This is a genomic window from Bacillus sp. X1(2014), assembly GCF_007678255.1.
Window position 1 is genome coordinate 1 of record NZ_VEED01000029.1, and the last position, 20,258, is coordinate 20,258.

Annotated in this window: 17 protein-coding genes; 3 read left to right on the forward strand and 14 right to left on the reverse strand. The window is 38.1% G+C overall.

Going from position 1 to position 20,258, the window contains the following annotated elements:
* Positions 1-551: 551 nt before the first annotated feature.
* The 6 genes from FS608_RS27760 to FS608_RS27785 all read right to left on the reverse strand — a co-directional run bounded on the left by FS608_RS27760 (position 552) and on the right by FS608_RS27785 (position 8,729).
* Positions 552-3,689, reverse strand: coding sequence for an AAA family ATPase (locus tag FS608_RS27760; RefSeq protein WP_144555792.1), 3,138 nt, complete (start codon positions 3,687-3,689; stop codon positions 552-554).
* Positions 3,686-4,831, reverse strand: a complete 1,146-nt coding sequence (locus tag FS608_RS27765) for an exonuclease SbcCD subunit D (RefSeq protein WP_144555793.1) — start codon at positions 4,829-4,831, stop codon at positions 3,686-3,688. Before FS608_RS27765 ends, FS608_RS27760 begins: the two co-directional genes overlap by 4 nt.
* A gap of 190 nt (positions 4,832-5,021) precedes the next feature.
* The gene (locus FS608_RS27770) at positions 5,022-5,222 is read right to left on the reverse strand and encodes a cold-shock protein (protein WP_007083969.1); all 201 of its coding nucleotides are present in this window, start codon (positions 5,220-5,222) and stop codon (positions 5,022-5,024) included.
* Between the two features lie 493 nt (positions 5,223-5,715).
* Entirely contained in the window at positions 5,716-6,264 is a 549-nt protein-coding gene (locus FS608_RS27775) for a hypothetical protein (protein ID WP_144555794.1), read from the reverse strand.
* A gap of 341 nt (positions 6,265-6,605) precedes the next feature.
* On the reverse strand, positions 6,606-6,959 hold the full coding sequence (locus FS608_RS27780; protein ID WP_144555795.1) for an ArsR/SmtB family transcription factor: 354 nt from the start codon (positions 6,957-6,959) through the stop codon (positions 6,606-6,608).
* 21 nt (positions 6,960-6,980) lie between these two features.
* Positions 6,981-8,729 (reverse strand): SulP family inorganic anion transporter, encoded by a 1,749-nt coding sequence (locus FS608_RS27785; RefSeq protein WP_144555796.1) that lies wholly within the window; start codon positions 8,727-8,729, stop codon positions 6,981-6,983.
* 338 nt (positions 8,730-9,067) lie between these two features.
* Here FS608_RS27785 and FS608_RS27790 point away from each other — a divergent pair, with 338 nt between their 5' ends.
* A complete protein-coding gene (locus FS608_RS27790; protein WP_144555797.1) occupies positions 9,068-9,862 on the forward strand; it encodes a TIGR00266 family protein in 795 nt (264 codons plus the stop codon).
* A gap of 321 nt (positions 9,863-10,183) precedes the next feature.
* On the opposite strand, the gene FS608_RS27795 is transcribed toward FS608_RS27790, so the two are convergent.
* From FS608_RS27795 to FS608_RS27820, 7 genes are all read right to left on the reverse strand, one after another.
* Positions 10,184-11,173: an ABC transporter permease subunit gene (locus FS608_RS27795; protein WP_144555798.1), complete on the reverse strand. Its 990-nt coding sequence runs from the start codon at positions 11,171-11,173 to the stop codon at positions 10,184-10,186.
* A complete protein-coding gene (locus FS608_RS27800; RefSeq protein WP_144555799.1) occupies positions 11,170-12,045 on the reverse strand; it encodes an ABC transporter permease subunit in 876 nt (291 codons plus the stop codon). The genes FS608_RS27795 and FS608_RS27800 overlap by 4 nt, the downstream gene beginning before the upstream one ends.
* Positions 12,046-12,179: 134 nt before the next feature.
* Entirely contained in the window at positions 12,180-13,652 is a 1,473-nt protein-coding gene (locus FS608_RS27805) for a DUF4153 domain-containing protein (RefSeq protein ID WP_260871844.1), read from the reverse strand.
* Between the two features lie 68 nt (positions 13,653-13,720).
* Positions 13,721-14,356 carry an HAAS signaling domain-containing protein gene (locus FS608_RS27810; protein WP_144555800.1) on the reverse strand — a complete coding sequence of 212 codons (636 nt, stop codon included), beginning with the start codon at positions 14,354-14,356 and terminating at the stop codon, positions 13,721-13,723.
* Positions 14,337-14,684, reverse strand: coding sequence for a PadR family transcriptional regulator (locus tag FS608_RS27815; RefSeq protein WP_026566891.1), 348 nt, complete (start codon positions 14,682-14,684; stop codon positions 14,337-14,339). The genes FS608_RS27810 and FS608_RS27815 overlap by 20 nt, the downstream gene beginning before the upstream one ends.
* A gap of 112 nt (positions 14,685-14,796) precedes the next feature.
* Positions 14,797-14,970, reverse strand: a complete 174-nt coding sequence (locus FS608_RS30610; RefSeq protein WP_186328932.1) for a hypothetical protein — start codon at positions 14,968-14,970, stop codon at positions 14,797-14,799.
* A gap of 93 nt (positions 14,971-15,063) precedes the next feature.
* Positions 15,064-16,506, reverse strand: coding sequence for an amino acid permease (locus FS608_RS27820; protein WP_144555801.1), 1,443 nt, complete (start codon positions 16,504-16,506; stop codon positions 15,064-15,066).
* A gap of 476 nt (positions 16,507-16,982) precedes the next feature.
* On the opposite strand from FS608_RS27820, the gene FS608_RS27825 reads away from it, so the two are divergent.
* Together FS608_RS27825 and FS608_RS27830 are read left to right on the forward strand one after the other, a co-directional pair.
* A complete protein-coding gene (locus FS608_RS27825) occupies positions 16,983-18,401 on the forward strand; it encodes a sigma-54 interaction domain-containing protein (RefSeq protein ID WP_144555802.1) in 1,419 nt (472 codons plus the stop codon).
* A gap of 218 nt (positions 18,402-18,619) precedes the next feature.
* Positions 18,620-18,826 (forward strand): DnaJ-like cysteine-rich domain-containing protein, encoded by a 207-nt coding sequence (locus FS608_RS27830; protein ID WP_026566888.1) that lies wholly within the window; start codon positions 18,620-18,622, stop codon positions 18,824-18,826.
* An 89-nt stretch (positions 18,827-18,915) separates the two neighbouring features.
* Here FS608_RS27830 and FS608_RS27835 read toward each other — a convergent pair whose 3' ends face one another.
* Positions 18,916-19,947 (reverse strand): VanW family protein, encoded by a 1,032-nt coding sequence (locus tag FS608_RS27835; protein ID WP_144555803.1) that lies wholly within the window; start codon positions 19,945-19,947, stop codon positions 18,916-18,918.
* Positions 19,948-20,258: the final 311 nt, after the last annotated feature.

Consider the following 20,258-nt stretch of genomic DNA (forward strand, 5'->3'; position numbering starts at 1 on the left):
AAAATAAATCAGCTGCTTAACATTGTTTTTCATCAGGAATGAATTTACACATAATAATGGGCTTGACTCGTTTCGGGGTATATAAGGGGAGATTTTCCGGTTATGCTAAGCAAAATCTTCCATTTTCACGTTTTTCGAGTAAATAGGCGGAATCTCTCCGTCTATTTACTCCTTTTTTAATAATAATTACGAAATAGGCGGAATTTTTCCGTCTATTTATCTTCTCGGCTGCTTAATCTGATCCCCCAACCGAAAAGTGCGGAACCTCTGATCCAGCAACTTAAAAAGATCAATAAAATTGGTACTCAAAACGTCACTGCAAATGACAGAAGTTTTGTCCCTCTTTTTTTATTGTACAATACTTATTGTCCATCATAATAAGTATTGTCCAATTGTTATGTCAAAGTTAATGAAAGTTCGTAGAAACCTTGATAAATAAAGAAAAAGACGTATGCCAATTCATACGTCCATTCTTATGCCTTTTAAATAGAAAGCACCTGAAAACGGAACCCTTTATTAATGATATCCACTGCTTTTTGTTCGGATTAATTTTAACTTGTAAACACAAACTCCGTCCTGCTTCCCGTCTGATCTGCCCTGACTTCGAGTCTTACGTCAATTCGTTCTTTGAGGTCCGGAACATGTGAGATAATACCAACTAAACGGCCGCTGCTTTGAATATCCATTAATGCTTCGATTGCCTGATCGAGGGACTCAGGATCGAGCGTACCAAAGCCTTCATCGATGAACATCGTTTCTAAGGAAACCCCTCCGGCATAATTTTGAACAACATCAGCCAGACCCAGTGCGAGCGATAATGAAGCTTTAAAGCTTTCCCCGCCTGAAAGTGTTTTAACATGTCGTTCCTGACCCGTATACTGATCAAACACAAGCAATTCAAGGCCACTTTGAGCATTCCCTTTTGAACGGTCGGTTTTTCTCAGCAATTGAAAACGGCCGGAAGTCATTTTTCGTAATCGGCCATTGGCTTCTCGTAAAATATCATCCAGAAATGAAGCAAGTACATACCGTTCAAAGGTAATTCGGAAGTTATTCTGACCTTTAGCAATTTCAAAAAGGTGACCAATTAACTTATAACGTTCTTCAAGGACCTTCATTTGTTCATTCAATCTTTCCACACGGTTATATATTTCTTCATTATCCCTCTTTTTAACAAATAGATTGGTTTGCTGCTGATTAAGAGCCTCAATTTCACTTGTGATTTCTACAATCTCGTGCTTTAATCCATCAACCTCTGGTGCTTTTATATTCAATAATTCATCGGTTAATTCTTTCAATCGGTCAGAAACCGAACGTAATTCTTCTCGATAACTGCGGATTTCAGCATCAAGACTGCGAATTTCTGCTTCCGTCCGTTTCGCTTCAGAATAAGTACTGTATTTTTCAAAGCCCTGCTCTGAGAGTTTGTTAATAAAGATTTCTCTTTCCGAATCCAGCTCCTGTTTTTTACTCCCATGATGCTTCTTGGCATCCAATAATCTTGCTGTTTCATTTGAAAGTTTTTCTTTCACTTGCTGCAGGCGCTGCTGTGCCTCTTCCAGCTGTTTTACTAACATTTGCTGCCGGTTTTTAGATGCCTCAAGTGCTTTCTCGTATTCCACTTCCGTGCGTAAATTCTCTGGAATGACTTTCATCATCCGAGAAAGAGTCGTCTTCTTTTCAGTGAATTGTACGGTTAACTCATTGATTATAGCCGAAACCTGCTGAAGTTTGTTTTGCATATCTACTTTTTCAACTTCTTTAGTTTCTAATTCCCTCTTCACTTTATCAAGATTCTTAATCTGTACCGCAAGCTTTTCTTGATTCTGAACCAGCTGGTTCTTCGACATCGATGCTTCCATTTTTGCATCTTCTAAATGATCAGCAGTAAAATCTGCTCGAAATGAACGAATTTCGTTTGTTATTTCTTCAACAGCTTCCCTTTGCGCTGCCTCAGCTGACTGACTCTGGTAAAAGGCGGCTTCATCTGCTGACTTTGCTTTTTCCCAGTTGGCACTTTGAGCCTTAGCTGCCTTCATTTCCTCTTCCGTCGGAATACTATCACTATTTTGTATTGCTGGTGATGGATGGCGCTCGGAACCGCACACAGGACAGGCTTCACCTGATTGAAGTTTTGCTGCTAATATCACTGCCTGGCCGTGCATCCATTTGCTCTCTAGTTGTTCCACCAATGCTCTTGAATCTGTATATCTAGCAATAGTATTTTCATATCTCGCAGTGATCGAACGTAAATTTTGCTCGGCTTTTTGATGGCGTGCTAAAAGCATTTCGTATTTTTCATAGCGATCAATTTCCGCATTTAGTTTATCGATTCTGCCTGTATTTTCTAGATAGACGAGTTTCCCTTTTTCAATTTCTTCCTTTTGTTGTTTAAGGTCCACTATTTTCACTTCTTGTTGTTCAAGAAATTGTTCAGCATGACTATGCTTTTGTTGCGCAGCTTTTAATTCAGCAGCCTTGTTTTGTGTTTCTTTAAGTAATGTTGCATACGAATAGACATCCTCTCTCATATTGACTAATCGATTTACCTCATCAAGGGCTGCTTGGCGTTCTCCTTCTCGTTCAAGTTCTATTTGTAAATGTTGTTCATGCTGTTTTAGAAGTCCGTCTAATTCCTCCATTTCCATTCGAATGGATTTCAAATTCCCCTCAAGTTGGTCCACTTCGCGCTTTAAACGGTGGCATAGTTCTTCTTGCTTCGCTAAAACGGCAGCCTTATGGGCACGCTGTACTTGCTTTTCTTTCTCGTTGTACACTTCTTCCTGAGAAACAAGGCTTGCCTTTTGCCCATTTAACTGATCTTTCATTTGCAGCTTCTTTAATACTCCCTCTGCTTCAATCAACTGCCCCTTCAGTTTGTCTTGTTTCTGAACTTTTTCTTTTAATTGGAGATTCAGTTGTTCTAACACTTCACCCATACCCGCAATTTCTGTTAATAAAAGCGGCATAATGATCGTATCATTCACACTGTCTACATCTAAATATTCACGAAGTTCTTGATTGGTTACAGCTTGTATGCGTCTAATCTGCTCATTTCTTGCTAGAACCTGGTCTTCAACCGACTTTTTCAGTTCGGTTGCTTCAACCTTAAGTTTCTCTTCCACCAATTTATATAATTGGGTATGGAACAGCCTCTGTAAAATAACTTCTTTATCCTTACTGTCTGAGGTGAGAAGTTTACGGAATTCACCCTGCGGTATCATTAAAATCTGTCGAAACTGATTGGCATCAATCAACATAATTTCCTTAATTTTTTCCTCAACATCATTGATTTTAGAAGCGAGCAGTTTCTTTTCGCCATTTTCTGCCCATATATATAACTCAGCTTTGGCACCTATTTGTGTATAGCCATCGCCTTTATCTTTCTTCTTCAATTGCTGTGGTGACCTCGTAATTGAGTATGCTTTGTTACGAAGAGAGAAATCTAGTGAAACCTCGGTTAATAACTCGTCTTTGGCAAACTGGCTGCGGAGTTCGGGACCATTGCGGTCCTCCCCACTTGCCTTGCCATAGATCGCATAACTGATGGCATCGAAAATGGTTGTTTTACCGGCGCCGGTTTTTCCGGAAATAACAAACATTGTCCGATTTCCTAGTGCGGTAAAGTCAATTTCTTCAAATCCAGCATAAGGGCCGAAAGCTTGCATCGTTAGTTTTAGCGGTTTCATTTTAATCCCTCCTCCTTTAGCGCTTTTTCAATGACTTCTATCATTGCTGCTTTTTTATCAAGCGAAAATTCGGAGGTCGTCATTTCTGTGTAAAATTGTTCAAACAACTCAATCTCTGATTTTTTTTCACTTCGAATCGACGTGAATGATTGTTTTTTCTTCAAATCGGTGATATCTAGTTTTCGTTCTAGATGGAGGACATTCGGGTACACTTGTCGCAATTTATTAATCGGGTCGATTAAGGCACCTTCATCCAAGAGAGTGATTTTCAAATAATCATGGATTGCTTCTTTTTCGTAAAAATAAGGATCAAGTAATTCTTCAAGATGCCCCTCAAGTTCACGCATATCATGTTTTGGTGTCAGCGAGCGGTAACGGTGTTTAAAGTTACCTTTATCATCCATCTCAATAATCGAAATCGACTTTTTCTGTTTGGCTTCCGAGAAAGAGTATTTTAAAAGGGAACCTGAATATTTCACTTTATTGTGGTTAATGGCATCTGGGCTGTGTAAGTGGCCTAGTGCGGTGTAGGAAAATGGTTCGAACAATTCAGCACCAACGCAACCGGAACCGCCTACAGACAAGACACGTTCAGAATCAGACGTTTGACCTCCTAAGACAAAGGCATGTCCAACCAACACATTAGGCTCATTCGGATTAAGATTTTCCTCCATTTTTCCGATCAGTGCTTTCATTGCTTCTTGATGGGAATGAATAGAATCATCCTCGAGTAGTTGACGGACTACTCCAGGCTCAGCATAAGGTACTAAATAAAAATTAACACCGTTAACTTGCACAGGAGTAAAGCTGTTTGTTAATTTTCCTGATAAATAAAATTGGCTGTGCTTATACCAGGAACTGCCGAATGAAAGTCTTTCTGCACTATCATGGTTCCCTGCAATCGCCACAACCGGTGTTTTTAATTCTACATTAATCTTAAAAAGAATTTCATCGAGTAATTCCACGGCATCAGTTGGTGGTACCGAGCGATCATATAAATCTCCTGCAATAACAACAGCATCCGGCTTTTCTTCCGCGACGATGGCCACAAATTGTTCAAGTACTTCGCGCTGATTCTCTGTCATATAGACTCCATGGACTAGTTTGCCCAAATGCCAATCAGCTGTATGGATAAATTTCATCTGCTCACCCCAATTTATTATTCTGCATCTTTCCAATACTACTATTATAACAAAATACAAATGGAAATGAGGTTGGAAATGCAAGCAGATTACTGGAATATTGGGTATTTTATACTAGACATCATATATAAACTAGTAAATACAAAAAACAGCCCGGAGCTTAGTCCGGACTGTTATAGTAGATAACAAATTATTTTTTAGTTACGTTAGCAGCTTGTGGTCCACGAGCACCTTCAACTACTTCGAAAGATACTTCTTGACCTTCTTCTAAAGTTTTGAAACCTTCTGTTTGGATAGCAGAGTAATGAACGAATACGTCGTTACCGTCTTCAGCTTCGATGAATCCAAAACCTTTTTCTGAGTTGAACCATTTTACTTTACCGTTTTTCATGAAAAAAAATCCTCCTATTGGCTTATCACGTAAGCCATGTGTAAATTCACCAAATTACAACGTGATAGCTTTACCTTCATTTCCTCATCCAAACATCGGTTAAAACTTTGAACAAGCTTTGTAACATAAATCTAATCTCGTGCAACGGCTGACTAAATTTTAGCATTCTAGCAACCTATATGTCAATAAAGGACAAAGTAATATAAACCTACAGCTTTCTACATTTCTCCGCTGTTTTCAAATGGAATTCGAGTCATTTCGACATTTAATTTAGACGATATCTCCGAAGAAATGTAAGTGCTTTCAAGAAAAATTGTACGATCAATAGCTATTATTATTTTGCGATTATGTCGATTAATTTTGTCGACTTCTTTTTAATTAAAAACTTGGATAGCTTTGTTTAACCTCACGAAAGATTTAGCATGATGAAATCTGTCCGAAGTTGGATCGACTTCGGACATTCGCTTGCTTTTCGGCTCTCCATTGTCCGATGTTAGCTCGACTTCGGACACTCACTTGCTTTCTTGGCTCTCCCTTGTCCGAAGTTAGCTCGACTTGGGACATGCTCTTGCATATTTGGCACTTCCTTGTCCGAAGTTGCCTCGACTTCGGACACTCGCTTTCTTTTTTGGTCCTTCCTTGTCCGAAGTTGCCTCGACTTTGGATACTCGATTGCTTTCTTGGCTCTCCCTTGTCCGAAGTTAGCTCGACTTGGGACATGCTCTTGCATATTTGGCCCTTCCTTGTCCGAAGTTGCCTCGACTTCGGACACTCGCTTTCTTTTTTGGTCCTTCCTTGTCCGAAGTTGCCTCGACTTTGGATACTCGATTGCTTTTTTGGCTCTCCCTTGTCCGAAGTTGCCTCGTCTTCGGACACTCGCTTGCTTATTTGGCCCTTCCTTGTCCGAAGTTGCCTCGTCTTCGGACACTCGCTTGCTTTTTTGGTCCTTCCTTGTCCGAAGTTGCCTCGACTTTGGACACTCGCTTGCTTTTTTTGCTCTCCCTTGTCCGAAGTTGCCTCGTCTTCGGACACTCGCTTGCATTCTGGGCACTTCCTTGTCCGAAGTTGCCTCGTCTTCGGACACTCGCTTGCTTACTGGGCACTTCCTTGTCCGAAGTTGCCTCGTCTTCGGACACTCGCTTGCTTATTTGGCACTTCCTTGTCCGAAATTGCCTCGTCTTCGGACACTCTCTTGCTTACTGGGCACTTCCTTGTCCGAAGTTGCCTCGACTTCGGACACTCGCTTTCTTACTGGGCACTTCCTTGTCCGAAGTTGCCTCGTCTTCGGACACGCTCTTACTTTCTTGGCTCTCCCTTTTTCGAAGTTGGGTTACTTACCTTTTAAGCGTTTTTTTGTCAAAAAAGTAAAAAAAACCGAAGTATTTAGTTCTTCGGCATCGCTGGTTCTTCTTCATCTTCTTTAAATTTGTCTAAAATCGTGATCGTATCTACTAGATGATTGTTAAAAATTTGTCTAGCAACGGCGAGCAATTCAATGATCATCGGGTCCTTTAATGTGTAGATGACCTTGTTGCCTTCTTTCGTTCCAGTGACAATATTCTTGGCTCTTAGAATGGTTAGTTGCTGTGAAACAGCCGACCCTTCACTACCTACAAGGGTTTGAATTTCATTGACATTCTTATCCCCTTCAGATAATAGCTCTAAAATGCGGATTCTCAATGGATGTGCTAGTGCTTTGAAAAATTCCGCCTTAAATTGCTGCATTTCAAGATTCAATTTGTCCACTCCCATGCAATTTTAGAAAGTAGCAGTAAGCTTGGTCCTGCTTCCCTCTATAGCCTCTGTCGCTGATAGTTTTTTACATTCCCTAAAGGCGAAATGCTTACATCCGAGGCATTTATTTTTGTTAATATGCTCAAGGGCATATTGGATGGCTTCTCCAGTATGTTCAAAGAAATGTTCCTCGCCGATGATTTGATTTAGTCCTGTCTTTTTCAAAACACTTTCCGGCTGCGGATTTAAGCCCGATATCATGATTATACCACTTTTTGAAAAATGGCGAACAATACTAGTTAAAGTCGCTTCACCGGTTGTATCCATTAATGGAACCTTACTCATGCGCAACAAAAGAATCTTGGGCCGATAATTGATGGTGCTCATGATTGTTTTTTCAAAAGTTTCCGCTGCCCCAAAAAATAATGGGCCCTCTACATTAAAAATACTAATTTGTGGGCAATCATTTGTATCAGAGACAATACCTGATTCTACTTTTTCATGCTTGTGTTTTCGGTTTGGCAATGCTTTCGCCGTAACCATTACGTCGCTCATTCGTTTGGCAAAAAGGATGGCAGACATTACTAAGCCTACCTCTACTGCCATTGTTAAATTTACAAAAACCGTTAATAAAAACGTAACCATTAATACCAGTGAATCCGTTGATTTTGTTTTTAATATATGGGAAAAAACTTTTCTTTCACTCATATTCCACGCTACAACCATCAAGATTGGCGCCATACTCGCTAGCGGGATATACGATGCATACGGTGCAAAAAACAACAAGACTAACAAGACAACAACACCATGAATCATTCCAGAAAACGGTGAAATTGCTCCATTTTTAATATTAGTTGCAGTCCTTGCAATTGCACCTGTTGCTGGGATCCCGCCAAATAAAGGGGTAATCATATTGGCAATTCCTTGTCCGATTAACTCTTTATTGCTGTTGTGCCTGCTATTTGTCATACCATCTGCCACAACAGCTGATAACAATGATTCAATCCCACCCAGCATGGCAATTATGAAGGCTGGTTTTAGCATCTTAACAATTATCTCAATGCTCAGATTCGGAATATGGAGTTCAGGTAAAGTACTTGGAATTTGTCCATAGGCAGTTCCAATCGTTGCAATTTGGGTTGGGTAGAACAATGTTGCTATGACGGAGGAAACTACTAAGCCAATCAGTGGACCAGGAACTCTTGGTGCTATTTTTGGTGTTAGGTTGACCGTCCCTAAACAAATTGCTGCCGTTAATATACTAAACATATTAATAGTACCTAAATGAACAAAAATTTCTTGGACATTTCTAATAAATTCCTCATGTTTCTTTATACCCTCCAAACCTAGGAAACTAGGAACTTGACCAGTAAATATTGTCACGGCTATTCCTGTGGTGAATCCAATCGTTACAGGTCTAGGAATATACTTTATTAAGGATCCAAGTTTAAAAAGGCCCATTAACAAGAGAATAAATCCCGCAAGAAACCCAGCGATGAGAAGATTTTCATATCCGTATGTCATCACAATTCCAAATAAAATTGGAATAAACGCTCCAGTAGGGCCGCCTATTTGATACCTCGATCCGCCACATAAGGAGATAAGAATCCCTGCAACAATAGTCGTATAGATTCCATACTCTGGTTTCACACCTGAAGCAATAGCAAACGCCATCCCCAATGGAATCGCGATTACCCCGACAATCAATCCCGACAGGAGATCTTTTGGCACACTCCTTAAGGAATAATTATGGAATCTTTTATCAATTAACATATTAACCCTTCTTATCTTCTTATTTTTGTATATCTGATTATTTGAATATATGGTAATTTATCTCCTGTTTCAAGTATTTTGTTTAAAAATTTATTTTTTAAGAAACTACTTGTTGGATTGACGTTGCCATGGTACAATAGCTAAGCGATGAGCTGAGTTGTGTAAGTCGAGAAACATTCCTTTTGGAACGCACTATGTGGAGTGTGGTTTCTCGCCTCAATACGCGAAGGACGTCTGTGTAAACAGACGTCCTTTTTTATTGGTTAAAATTAGCACTTTTTTCCTAAATTTCTTATAATATAAATAGATTTGCCATTATGAAAAGTGGAGGGAAAAGGATGAATAACCACGAAATTGATTTTAAAATCTATGGTGATGACATGCAGTTTGTTGAGGTTGAACTGGATCCGCAAGAGACAGTTGTTGCTGAAGCAGGCAGCTTTATGATGATGGATGATGACATACATATGGAGACTATTTTTGGTGATGGCAGTGCCTCTGGCGGTGGAAGTGGGCTAATGGGGAAATTGTTTAGTGCCGGAAAACGCGTTCTTACAGGTGAAAGCTTGTTTATGACAACCTTCACTAATAATGGTATGGGTAAAAAGCACGTTTCGTTTGCTTCTCCGTACCCTGGAAAGATTATTCCAATGGACTTAAGCCAACTGGGCGGGAAAATCATCTGCCAAAAAGATGCCTTCCTTGCTGCAGCTAAAGGAGTTCAAGTTGGGATTGAATTCCAACGTAAAATCGGGGCTGGCTTCTTTGGCGGTGAAGGGTTTATCATGCAAAAGTTAGAAGGCGACGGGCTTGCTTTTGTCCATGCAGGAGGAACAATTATTAAAAAAGACCTTTTGCCTGGCCAGTCATTAAGAGTCGATACTGGTTGTTTAGTGGCGATGACAAGCAGTGTTAGTTATGATATTGAATTTGTAAAAGGCGTTAAAACAGCGTTGTTTGGTGGTGAAGGGTTGTTTTTTGCTACACTAAGAGGTCCAGGTTCGGTATGGATTCAATCCTTGCCATTCAGCCGTTTGGCAAGCCGAGTATTTGCGGCAGCCCCTTCACGCGGCGGTGCAAAAGATGAAGGCAGTATTGCACGGGGCATTTTCGATATGTTTAATGGTGACTGATTTAAGAGAGCGGGATCAATGGGTCCTGCTTTTTTTATATAAGAAAAGCGCAAGCGCCCTGTTCAGCGGCGTATGGCCTGGAGCGCTCCAACTGAGATAAAGGAAACACGAAGAGCCGGAGGCGCATTCGTGCTTGACTGATCGTAGGGAGGAGAGCGAAGGACACTAGCCGCTATGGCGCTGGAGCTAGACAGTAATCTAAGTTCAAAAACTTGTACTTCTTATTATACTACTAAAACCGAGCATCCGCCCGGTCTTCATCGAAAAATCTATTAATTAACATCCTAATCTTATCCCATGATCCTTGATTTTTACGAATAGCTATTTTTGAACAAACTCAAATTGGTCAGCAGAATATGCGGCAACTTTTGGACTTAGATTTTTTTTCTTTTTCTCTTTAACCACCTTTACACCATTTAAATTACCTTCTAGTTCATTCTTCATCATATTTACGATGACGATCACTATAAAAAATCCGAACACTGGGGTTAAGATGGCCCATGGCGCACGTACAAATTCACTAAAATTTTGACCGATTAAACCTGCCCATTCATTTGATATGGTTGCCGGCTTAGGTGGTTCCTCATACCCCATGACACCTGCCCTATTTCTTCCTCCAAGAAACATTCCAAACAGACCGAGCTGCATTGTAATGTGAAGGGTACTTATAAATTGCTGGACTGAAAATAGGATTCCGTAAGAACGGATAAACGGCATCAACTGTTTTCTGACAATATGTAATTTTCCAGCCCCCATCAACTTTGAGCTTTGTACAAATGAAGTTTGTAATAATTGATCGGTTACATCGGAGGCGAAAATAGTGACCGATGGAAATCCAATAAATACAAGAATAATAATTTGATAGGTAACGATAGAAGAAACAGCAATATCATTAAAATCGCTCACAATCGGTATCATCAAGAGGATCGCAATGAGAATCGATGGGATGTAACGGAAAGTTAGAAAAAAGTCTTTCACATAACCTTTTAAGAATGGAGCCCACATGGAAAGAAAGATCCCAAAAATCCCCCCCAGAAAAACTCTTAATAAAGCGACTCCAAAGGCTGAAATTAAGGTGAATTTTGCACCATAGAGTAATAGCCAGTGCATGTCCTCACCATTTCGGTTCGTTCCTAATAAATGTTGTTCAGAAGGTGGAAATGGCGCCCTGCCGATGATATCGCCCTGTTCATTTTTAACCAGCACCTGATGATTAAAATCCTTTGGCCCATAATAAGGATATAAAAGACTCATTATCAATAAAAGAAGCAGTAATGTTGAACCAATAATCGTCTTTTTGTATTTTCTCATATACTAACCGCCTCCCTCCCTTTGATTAACTTAGAAATAAACCAGCCTGCAGTTTCAATCATCACCAATGGAATGGATAACATTAGCAAACAGATAACAAGGACAGAAAATTCTCCATCCATAAAAATAATTTTATACAATTGTTGGTTAAACCCACTAATGTTAAATAAAATTTCGACCAAATAAATATTGGATAGTAATATCCATACGATTGTTCTTAACTGCATTATTAAAAGTGGAAAAATGTTTCTCATAATATGGACAAGTAATATCCGAAGACGTTCCATTCCCTTTGCCTTCGCGTAGTGAACATATTGTTGGTTTTGTTCCTCATCAATAATCTTAATGAGAAATTGTAGTAATAAGAAAAATGGTAGAAAAGAAACGGTCATGATTGGTACAAAATAAGGCTTATGACCAAACAACCCATACAGTTGTAAAAACTTTAATCCTGTTGATTTATAAAGTGTGATAACAAAAAACTGGAATAAAAGAATAATGAGCAAATCTGGAATACCTTCGAAGAAATTGAGCCCGCTTTTCAATTTATTTTTTACTTTTTCTGGTGAGAGGAAAATCAATACAGCCGTAATCATTGCTAGGAAAATGATATATAAAAGACTGCTTAATAGAATTGTCATCGTATACTGATAACTCTCAGCAATATGTAATTTTTCAAAAATCTCTAGGTATTTATCTTGATTAGATTGAAGTAAAATTTGAAAATCAGATGTTAGATTTACCCAAAACCTTTCAAAGTTAACTTCTATATGATCCTTTCCAATCCCTAATAAAGAGGGCAGATTAAAAATAAAAAGAAATCCTGCTACTATTAATACAAGTCTGATAAGTCCTCGAAATAATCGTTTCATTCTATCCCACCCAAATATTATTGCTAAAAAATTACAGTCCCTTTCCTTTTTACCATTTAATTAGTATTTTTGCAATATTCCTAATTTATTTTCAAAAAAGACGCTTCGGCCCTCACTCCGAAACGTCTTCCTATTCACTGAATATCCAACTTCCTTAGTTCAGATTCTAGCTGCTCTCGTTTTAGATTATACGATTGCCACGGGAGGTCTTCAGCAAGGACTTCCTGTTTTCGCTCTAAGAGAACTGTTTTTAAATCCGGTATATTCTGGTCTTTTTCAAAGAGTTCGATTAATCCTAACACCCCTGTATACGACAGGTTATTAAGGTAGTGAACATCAATTTTCCCACTCAACTCGTAACGATTCATATTTTCATTCACGACAATTTTATCTAAGTCAATTACTGTAATTGCTGTGTAATAAATTAAGGATGAAATAAAGTAAAAATGAAATAACGAAAGCTTCTTCACCCATATTTTCACAAGCGTATACGTAAAAATTATAACAAGATAAATCATAAACGAATGGACAAGAACCCTTGTAAACGTAAATCCATACGCATCTTCATACATACTTAATCGCATGAAGGCAGAAGTAAGCATAACAGAGCTCGCGAGGACAAGGATGGTTAACATTATTTGTGTGGCTCTTTGCATAAACCTTGTTGCGTGCTTAACGAACGTTAAAACGATTACTGTTATCGATAAATTGATAAGTGTAACAAACAGGAGCTCAAAAAACCCCTTTCGAGCATATTCTGCGTAGGTAAAGTCTTCCGATAAGGTCCCGCTAAAGAAATACCGAAATTGGACGAGAGTAAACAATAGATACACTAAATTAATGATCACTAGAACTGTAATGGTGATTATCCCATCTAGATTAAATCTTTGCTCGTTTGTTGGATGTTTCATTACGTTAATGTGTCTGGTATAAAGAATCTGCATGAAACCAAAGAAGGCAAACGTGCAAATTAAAATAACCATAAGTCTAAAGATCCGTTCCCCATTGACGATTTGAAACCACTGGGGGATACCGCCAATCAATTGTTCGAACTGTGAATCTGCTGATATCAATAAGTTCAATACAACAAATAGGATTGGCAATGAGATCGCAATCCCGAGAATTACCTTTTTCCATACGATCAATTTGTCCTCATGACCGCCTTGTTTTAAGCTCTTTCCAATCAAGGATACAAAACCGAAATTAAATTTTACTGAATGGATTAGACGGATGAATATTAACGAAATAAAAGCAGGTTTATTCCATTGAAAATTTTTCGGACTAGTTATTAACACCAAATGGAAGATAACCAACCCAGGGATCAGCAAGATATTTAAACCATAAAAGAGAAAGTTATTATTTAAGAAGTAGTTGGCAGACATCAGCCAAACACAACAAAGAATTAAGTATCCTAACCGTTGATGGGAAAATCGAAAGCGTCGGTAACGCCAAAGAAACACAGAATAAAATGCTGAAACAAACACGAAGTAGGATATTCCTATCTGACTGCGAAAAAACGCTTCTTCCGCTAAAATACCAAGCAATAAACATAACAATAAAAAGATCCAAGCTGGTTTACCAATTTTTGTTTCTATTTTCGTTTCCATCTTCATCCCTCTTTTATATAGATTTTCTATATATGTAGTTTTACTAGGTATGTATCCAAAAAAAATGCTTATACCGAAGCTTTTCTCCCCCATCGGTAGCCAATCCAGCTGATTGGATATAAGATGATGGTAAAAATGATACAAGCAATAATAAACGTTTTCGTTAACAATGGGGCAAACCAAGAATGTGGAATAATTTGAAACACCGTAAGGACCATTAAGATTAAATTTGGAATAAGGGAAAGTAGAAACGTTTTATTAAGAAGCACCCTTCCGTTATGACCAAACCCCTTTCCAATTTCATATCCTAACAAGACCCAAAAAAACAGATACAAAATAGCAATCAAGGTGGGAATCGCAGTCAGGTGGTTCCAAGCAGCCGTTATCCATTTCCATTGATAGACATTGTGAGCCAGGGTGAGTAAACTTCCCCCGCCGAAAAAAAGAACATTTAAAAGGATAAACAGCCATTTCATATTGCTGGGAGTGACAGAAAATTCTTCTCTCCAAATTTTGGTGATTTCCTCTGGGCTTCCTAAGCGCGATACAATCATCTCATAAACTGTATCCTCTTCCAGATTTACCGTTTCAATCAGAATTTCATCAATATGTGACTCATATTCACGGAGAATTTCATCCTTATCTAACTGGTTTCCTAATCCCTTTGACAACTCATTCAGAAACCTATTCTTCGGCCGTTCCATGTTTTGATCTCCCTATCACTTTGTTCATTACTTTAACAAAGTCCTGCCATTCACGTGTTTTTTCACCCAATAATTCTTTTCCAGCTTTTGTTATCTTGTAATACTTCCGGGCTGGTCCCTTTTCCTGCTCCTGCCAGTAACATTCTATGTACTCTTGCTTCTCAAGTTTATGCAGTGCAGGATACAAGGTTCCCTCTTTTACACTTAAATCATTATCACTTCGTTGTTCCAGCTCTTTCACGAGTTCGTAGCCATACATATCGCGTTCGTTTAATAGCTGAAGAAGGATTAAGGAAGTACTGCCTTTTACTAATTCGCGGTTAAACATTTTCTCACCTACCTAGATATTTTAGGTACATAGAAATTCTATACTGAATCCTTCTTATTGTAAATAGCTAAAAAAAAATAGTGACGATGTTTTCATCGCCACAATTCTTTCCTCACTTTACTCTTCCGTTATTTCTAAGTACCTTAATGTTTTGGTCACGCTCGCCTCCATCGGATAATTCCTCTGAAAACTCATGTTTTGCTTCGTCTCCAATTAATTCACCTTGCTTGATGACCCTTGGTGGCAAATTATTATTAGGTGCCGCTTGTTCATTCCAATCTCCCATTTCTATCACCTCGATACATAGTATTTAAAGTTTTGGTTTATCTTATCCAAAAAACAAAACGCTTGGATTTTTTCCAAGCGTTTTACAAAGTAATTAAATCACCATTTTTTTATTTTCGTTCAGTTCAATTTGGTGTTCATCAACCATATCCTGTTCTCGAAGCTTTTTAATTCTAAAATGGTAAATCAAGTAACAGGCACCCACAAATGGAACTCCTAGATAAAGAGCTAAGCGTTGTGCTGGATCAAATGCTAAACTTACTAGAACGGCAACGTTTAATACTAAGCCGATAAGTGGTAAAACTGGGTAAAGTGGTGTTTTGAACTTAAGGTCTGCTACTTTTCCACCTTCACGGATAAACCTTCTACGGAAAGCGAGTTGTGAAGCAGTAATGGAAATCCAGCCAACCTGAGCACCTAAACCAGCTACGGAAAGAAGCCACATAAATACTGTTTCTTCTGCAAAAAAACCTGAAAGTAGTGATAATAAAGCAATACCAATTGTGAAAAGTAGTGCATTAATCGGTACGCCTCGTTTATTTACTTTTGTGAGAATAGGACTAGCCATTTTTTCTTTTGACATCGCATACAACATCCGGGTTCCTGCATATAAGCCAGAGTTTCCAACTGAAAGTAGTGCAGTAAGGATAACAAAATTCATAATATCTGCAGCGTAAGGAATTCCTATACTATCAAATACAACAACAAATGGACTCTCAACAACCCCTGCTTTGTCCATTGGAATTAAACTAGATACAACAAATATAGCTAATACAAAGAAGACAAGGGTACGCCATACAGTTTGTTTAATCGATTTTGGGATAGTCTTTTCTGGATTTTCACTTTCCCCTGCAGCTATCCCAATCAATTCCGTTCCTTGGAAAGAAAAATTAACCGCGATCATGGTAACAATTAATGCTGAAAATCCGTTAGGTAAAATACCATGTGCTGTAAAATTTGATAAAAATGGTGCAGCTTGACCGCCATTCATGTCAATTAATCCAAACATGGCAGCGCCACCTAATGCGATAAACAAAATAATTGCCAAAATTTTTATACTTGAAAACCAAAATTCTGCTTCAGCAAATGCTCTTGCAGATAGAGCATTCAGTAAGAATAAAATGACTGCAAAAATGCCACTCCAAATCCAAACTTGTACATCAGGAAACCATCTTTGCATAAGTTGCCCAGCAGATAGGAACTCTAATGCAACTGTAACGGACCAACCTAACCAATATAGCCAGCCGAGTGCAAATCCTGTTCCTGGACCAATAAATTTTGTCGTATACGTTTGGAACGAGCCTGAAACCGGCATGGCTACAGACAATTCACCAAGGCAAAGCATGGTTAGAAACATGATAAAACCGCCAACTATATAGGCAAGAATTGCACCTATTGGCCCTGCCTGACTGATTGTATAACCTGAACCCAAGAATAAACCTGAACCGATTACTCCCCCCAAAGAGATCATAAATAAATGTCTCGTCTTCATCGTCCGTTTTAATTCATGATTCGAGTTGTTTTCCTGCAAATTCATTAAATTTCCCCCTTCTCCCCAAACAAAAGAATACGCTTTCAACACCTAAAATAGTAGGATAATTTTTTGCTAGTGGCAATATGATTAAACCCTTACCATTAGAAATTATAGAGAAATAGTAGTCTATTAACAACAGACAATAATTTCTAAATTATCACTATATTTTTATAATAGAAATATGCAAGTTTTGTGCCAAAATTAAAATTACCTAAAATGTGTACATTCTTTGAACAAACAAGCAAAATATTTTTGCATTTCAATAAAAATTTTGCACTATACTGCAAAAATAATTTTTCCACAAAAAAGGAAAGAGCGTTTATCTTCAAAAAGCCACTAAATAAAGAAATCCCCTTACTATGCAAACATTCTTTGCAAATTTAACATTTTTCTAATAAAACTGCAAAACTATTTTGCATTATTGTGTTTTATTTGATTAAATAGTTGCATAAAGGATTAATCAAAGGGAATGAATCTAAATGGAGAAAAATAATCACACAGTCAATTATTTGCAGTACCTAAATCGGATATATAAACGGATTTTAGACGAAGTGGATGTAGGTGTCCATGCAGTAGACGAAACTGGGAAAACGATTATTTATAATAAAAAAATGATGCAAATGGAGTCCATGGACCTTCAAGATGTTATTGATAAAAACCTGCTTGATGTATTTATGTTTAAAGACGACCAATCTAGTACACTAGTAAAAGCACTCCAGGAAGGCAAAGAAACAAGTAACGTCAAACAAACTTATTTTAATAATAAAGGACGCGAAATTACGACCATTAACAATACCATTCCTATTTTTAACAACGAAAAACTTCAGGGTGCTGTCGAGATCGCCAATGATGTAACAAAGTTGGAACGACTGATTAAAGGCAATATGAATAAGGGGCAGACCCGATACACTTTTGATAAAATTATTGGGAACAGCCCAGCCATTAAAGAAGTCATTGAATCTGCTAAGCGGGCAACCCGCACCTCTTCCTATGTTTTAATCGTTGGAGATACAGGTACCGGGAAGGAGCTTTTTGCTCAAAGCATCCACAATGGAAGCACACGGCTATCTGCTCCGTTTATTTCACAAAACTGTGCTGCCCTGCCTGATAATTTAATCGAAAGTCTTCTGTTTGGAACAAAGCGGGGTGCCTTTACGGGGGCAGTCGATACCCCTGGCTTATTTGAACAAGCCAACGGAGGAACCCTGCTTCTCGATGAGATTAACTCATTAAATCTCAATCTGCAGGCAAAATTACTCCGTGTTTTACAGGAAAAAACGATTAGGCGAATTGGGGATACGAAGGATACTCCTGTAGATGTTCGGGTCATTGCCAATATGAACGAAGATCCGATTGATGCGATTGCTAATAATCGAATGCGCAAAGACTTATATTATCGTCTGGGAGTTGTCACAATTTTCATCCCTTCGTTAAAAGATCGTAAAGAGGATATTCCATTATTAGTCGAGAGTTTTATTCAAAAATACAATGAATTGTTTCAGATGAATGTAAAAGGATTGACAGAGGAGGTTAAACAGTCTTTTTTCGAGTATGACTGGCTTGGGAATGTCCGTGAACTTGAGCATATAATTGAAGCTGCGATGAACATAATGATTGACGAGGAATGGATTTCCTACTCTCATTTACCCTACCAATATCGAAGCAAAATGCAGATGAGAGAGAGAATGATCCCCCTTTCTACGGTGGACACCTTTATAAAGGAACATTCTGAGACAGCAGTACCACTGAAACATCAGATGGAGTTATTTGAAAAATCTTATATTGATCATGTATTATCTAAAAATGATTTTAATATATCCCGAACCGCTAATCTTCTCGGATTGAGCCGACAAAGCCTGCAGTATCGGATGAAAAAATTAAACATAACGGGAAAATAAGATTATATAAGTAAGGTGGAAAGCTATTACGCTTTTCACTTTTTTCATTTTGATCCTGCACTAAATTACATGTATTCACATAAAATTATTATAGAAAAGTAAATTAGTTTGATAAATGGAAACTTTATTCCACTTAATTCCCTTTAGGCCGTAAACTAATACAAGCATAATTATTCCATTTTTTCTCCATACTAAGAAGAAAAGATGAGGTGAATAAAATGGGACTACTCAACTCGTTTAACCAATGGAAAGAAACTAAATACCAAAATCATGTCTCGAATATGAAAGACCAAGGCAAATGTCCTGACTGTCACGGCCGCGGCTATACCGTATATCCATATAATGAATTTGCTTACTTTAATTCATTTGAATGCCCAGGCTGCCAAGGCACAGGTCAATATACAGATTGGGAAGAAATGCAGTAAATTGAAATAAATAAAAATCCCTCCATTAATTCCGTTTGGATTTAATGAAGGGATTTTTTTATAATATAATACCATTATCTTTTGGCTAATTAGATTCGTTTCTTAAGTTGACTTTGATACGTTTTTGACGTCCTTACTTCAACTGTTAGCGACCCTCCGTTTACGATCGCTTTTAAAATTAAAGGCACACCCGTAGTATTTTTAAATCTAAAATCTTTACCTCCATAAGAAACAGTCGCATCTCTTCCTTTTGGCACGTAACCTACCGTTAAAGAATGGTGGTGTTTTTCGATATATTGGACGGCCAATTGATCGATCGCATTATATAAAGTAGAAGAAGTTTGACAGATGCCCCCGCCATACCCCTCAACTAACTTACCGTAATTTATTTCCGGTGCTTTTTGGTAACCGTGTTCAGCATCACTCGGGCCAACTGTTGTATTATATGAGAAAGAATCATTGGTCCCAAGGATGACGTTATTTATCGCCTGTGCTGAGAGTTCAATATTTTTAGTTCTTCCCACCGTCCCACTATTAAAATAGGTCGTATATGAGGCGACTACAACGTCATCTAATTGGGAAGCCTCCTGAGCCTGATACCCGCTTGCATTCACATATAAAGGCAATTCCACATTGCCGCCTTTTTCTGAAACCAACATTATCTTTTCAGCCAATTCTTCTTCATCAAGAATTTGTTGTGGGGTACCTTTGATGATATTCCCTTCTTCATCAAGTTTATCAAGAACCATTCGTTTGTCATAGCCAGGCTTTGATTGGGTTCCACGAGCTAGTTCTCTTGTCAATTTTGATATTTCGACTTTATAATTGTCAGGATTCGTTATGTATCCTAAATCCTTTGTATTAAAAGTTTTTACAATGTCTTTCGTGTCAGGATCCACAATATTTACGTATACAGGTCTCGCTTCTTCTCTTTTTCTTTCTTCTTCCCGTTTCTTTGCTTCGGCTAGCTTCTTTTCTTCTTGTAATTTCTTCTCTTTTTCTATTTGCTGTTGCTTTTCCGCTGCCATTGCCTCTTTTTCTTTTGTAGTTTGTCCCGAACATCCAGTGCCAATTAAACACACAGCTACCAATAGTGATACAACCCAATTACGCTTCGCCATTTTCTCCTACTTTACTCCTTTTTGTATAGCCTTATGCCCTTTTATATTATTAGACGATATTCAACTGATTTTGTTTCATATGACTCTCCTATTCTATTCCATTTTTAATGGCCATTTCCTGCAAAAATATTGGAATCCCTAATATATAAAAGGAGATTAAATTGATATTCGATACTTCTTAGGCTTTTTTTAAAAGGTACGTAGCAACTAAGCCCAATTTCTCATATGGTATAATTAAAGCAGAAATTAGATTAATATCAATACTCCTTTAGACCTCAATTTACTCCTTCCATTGATTCCTTGCAAACTAA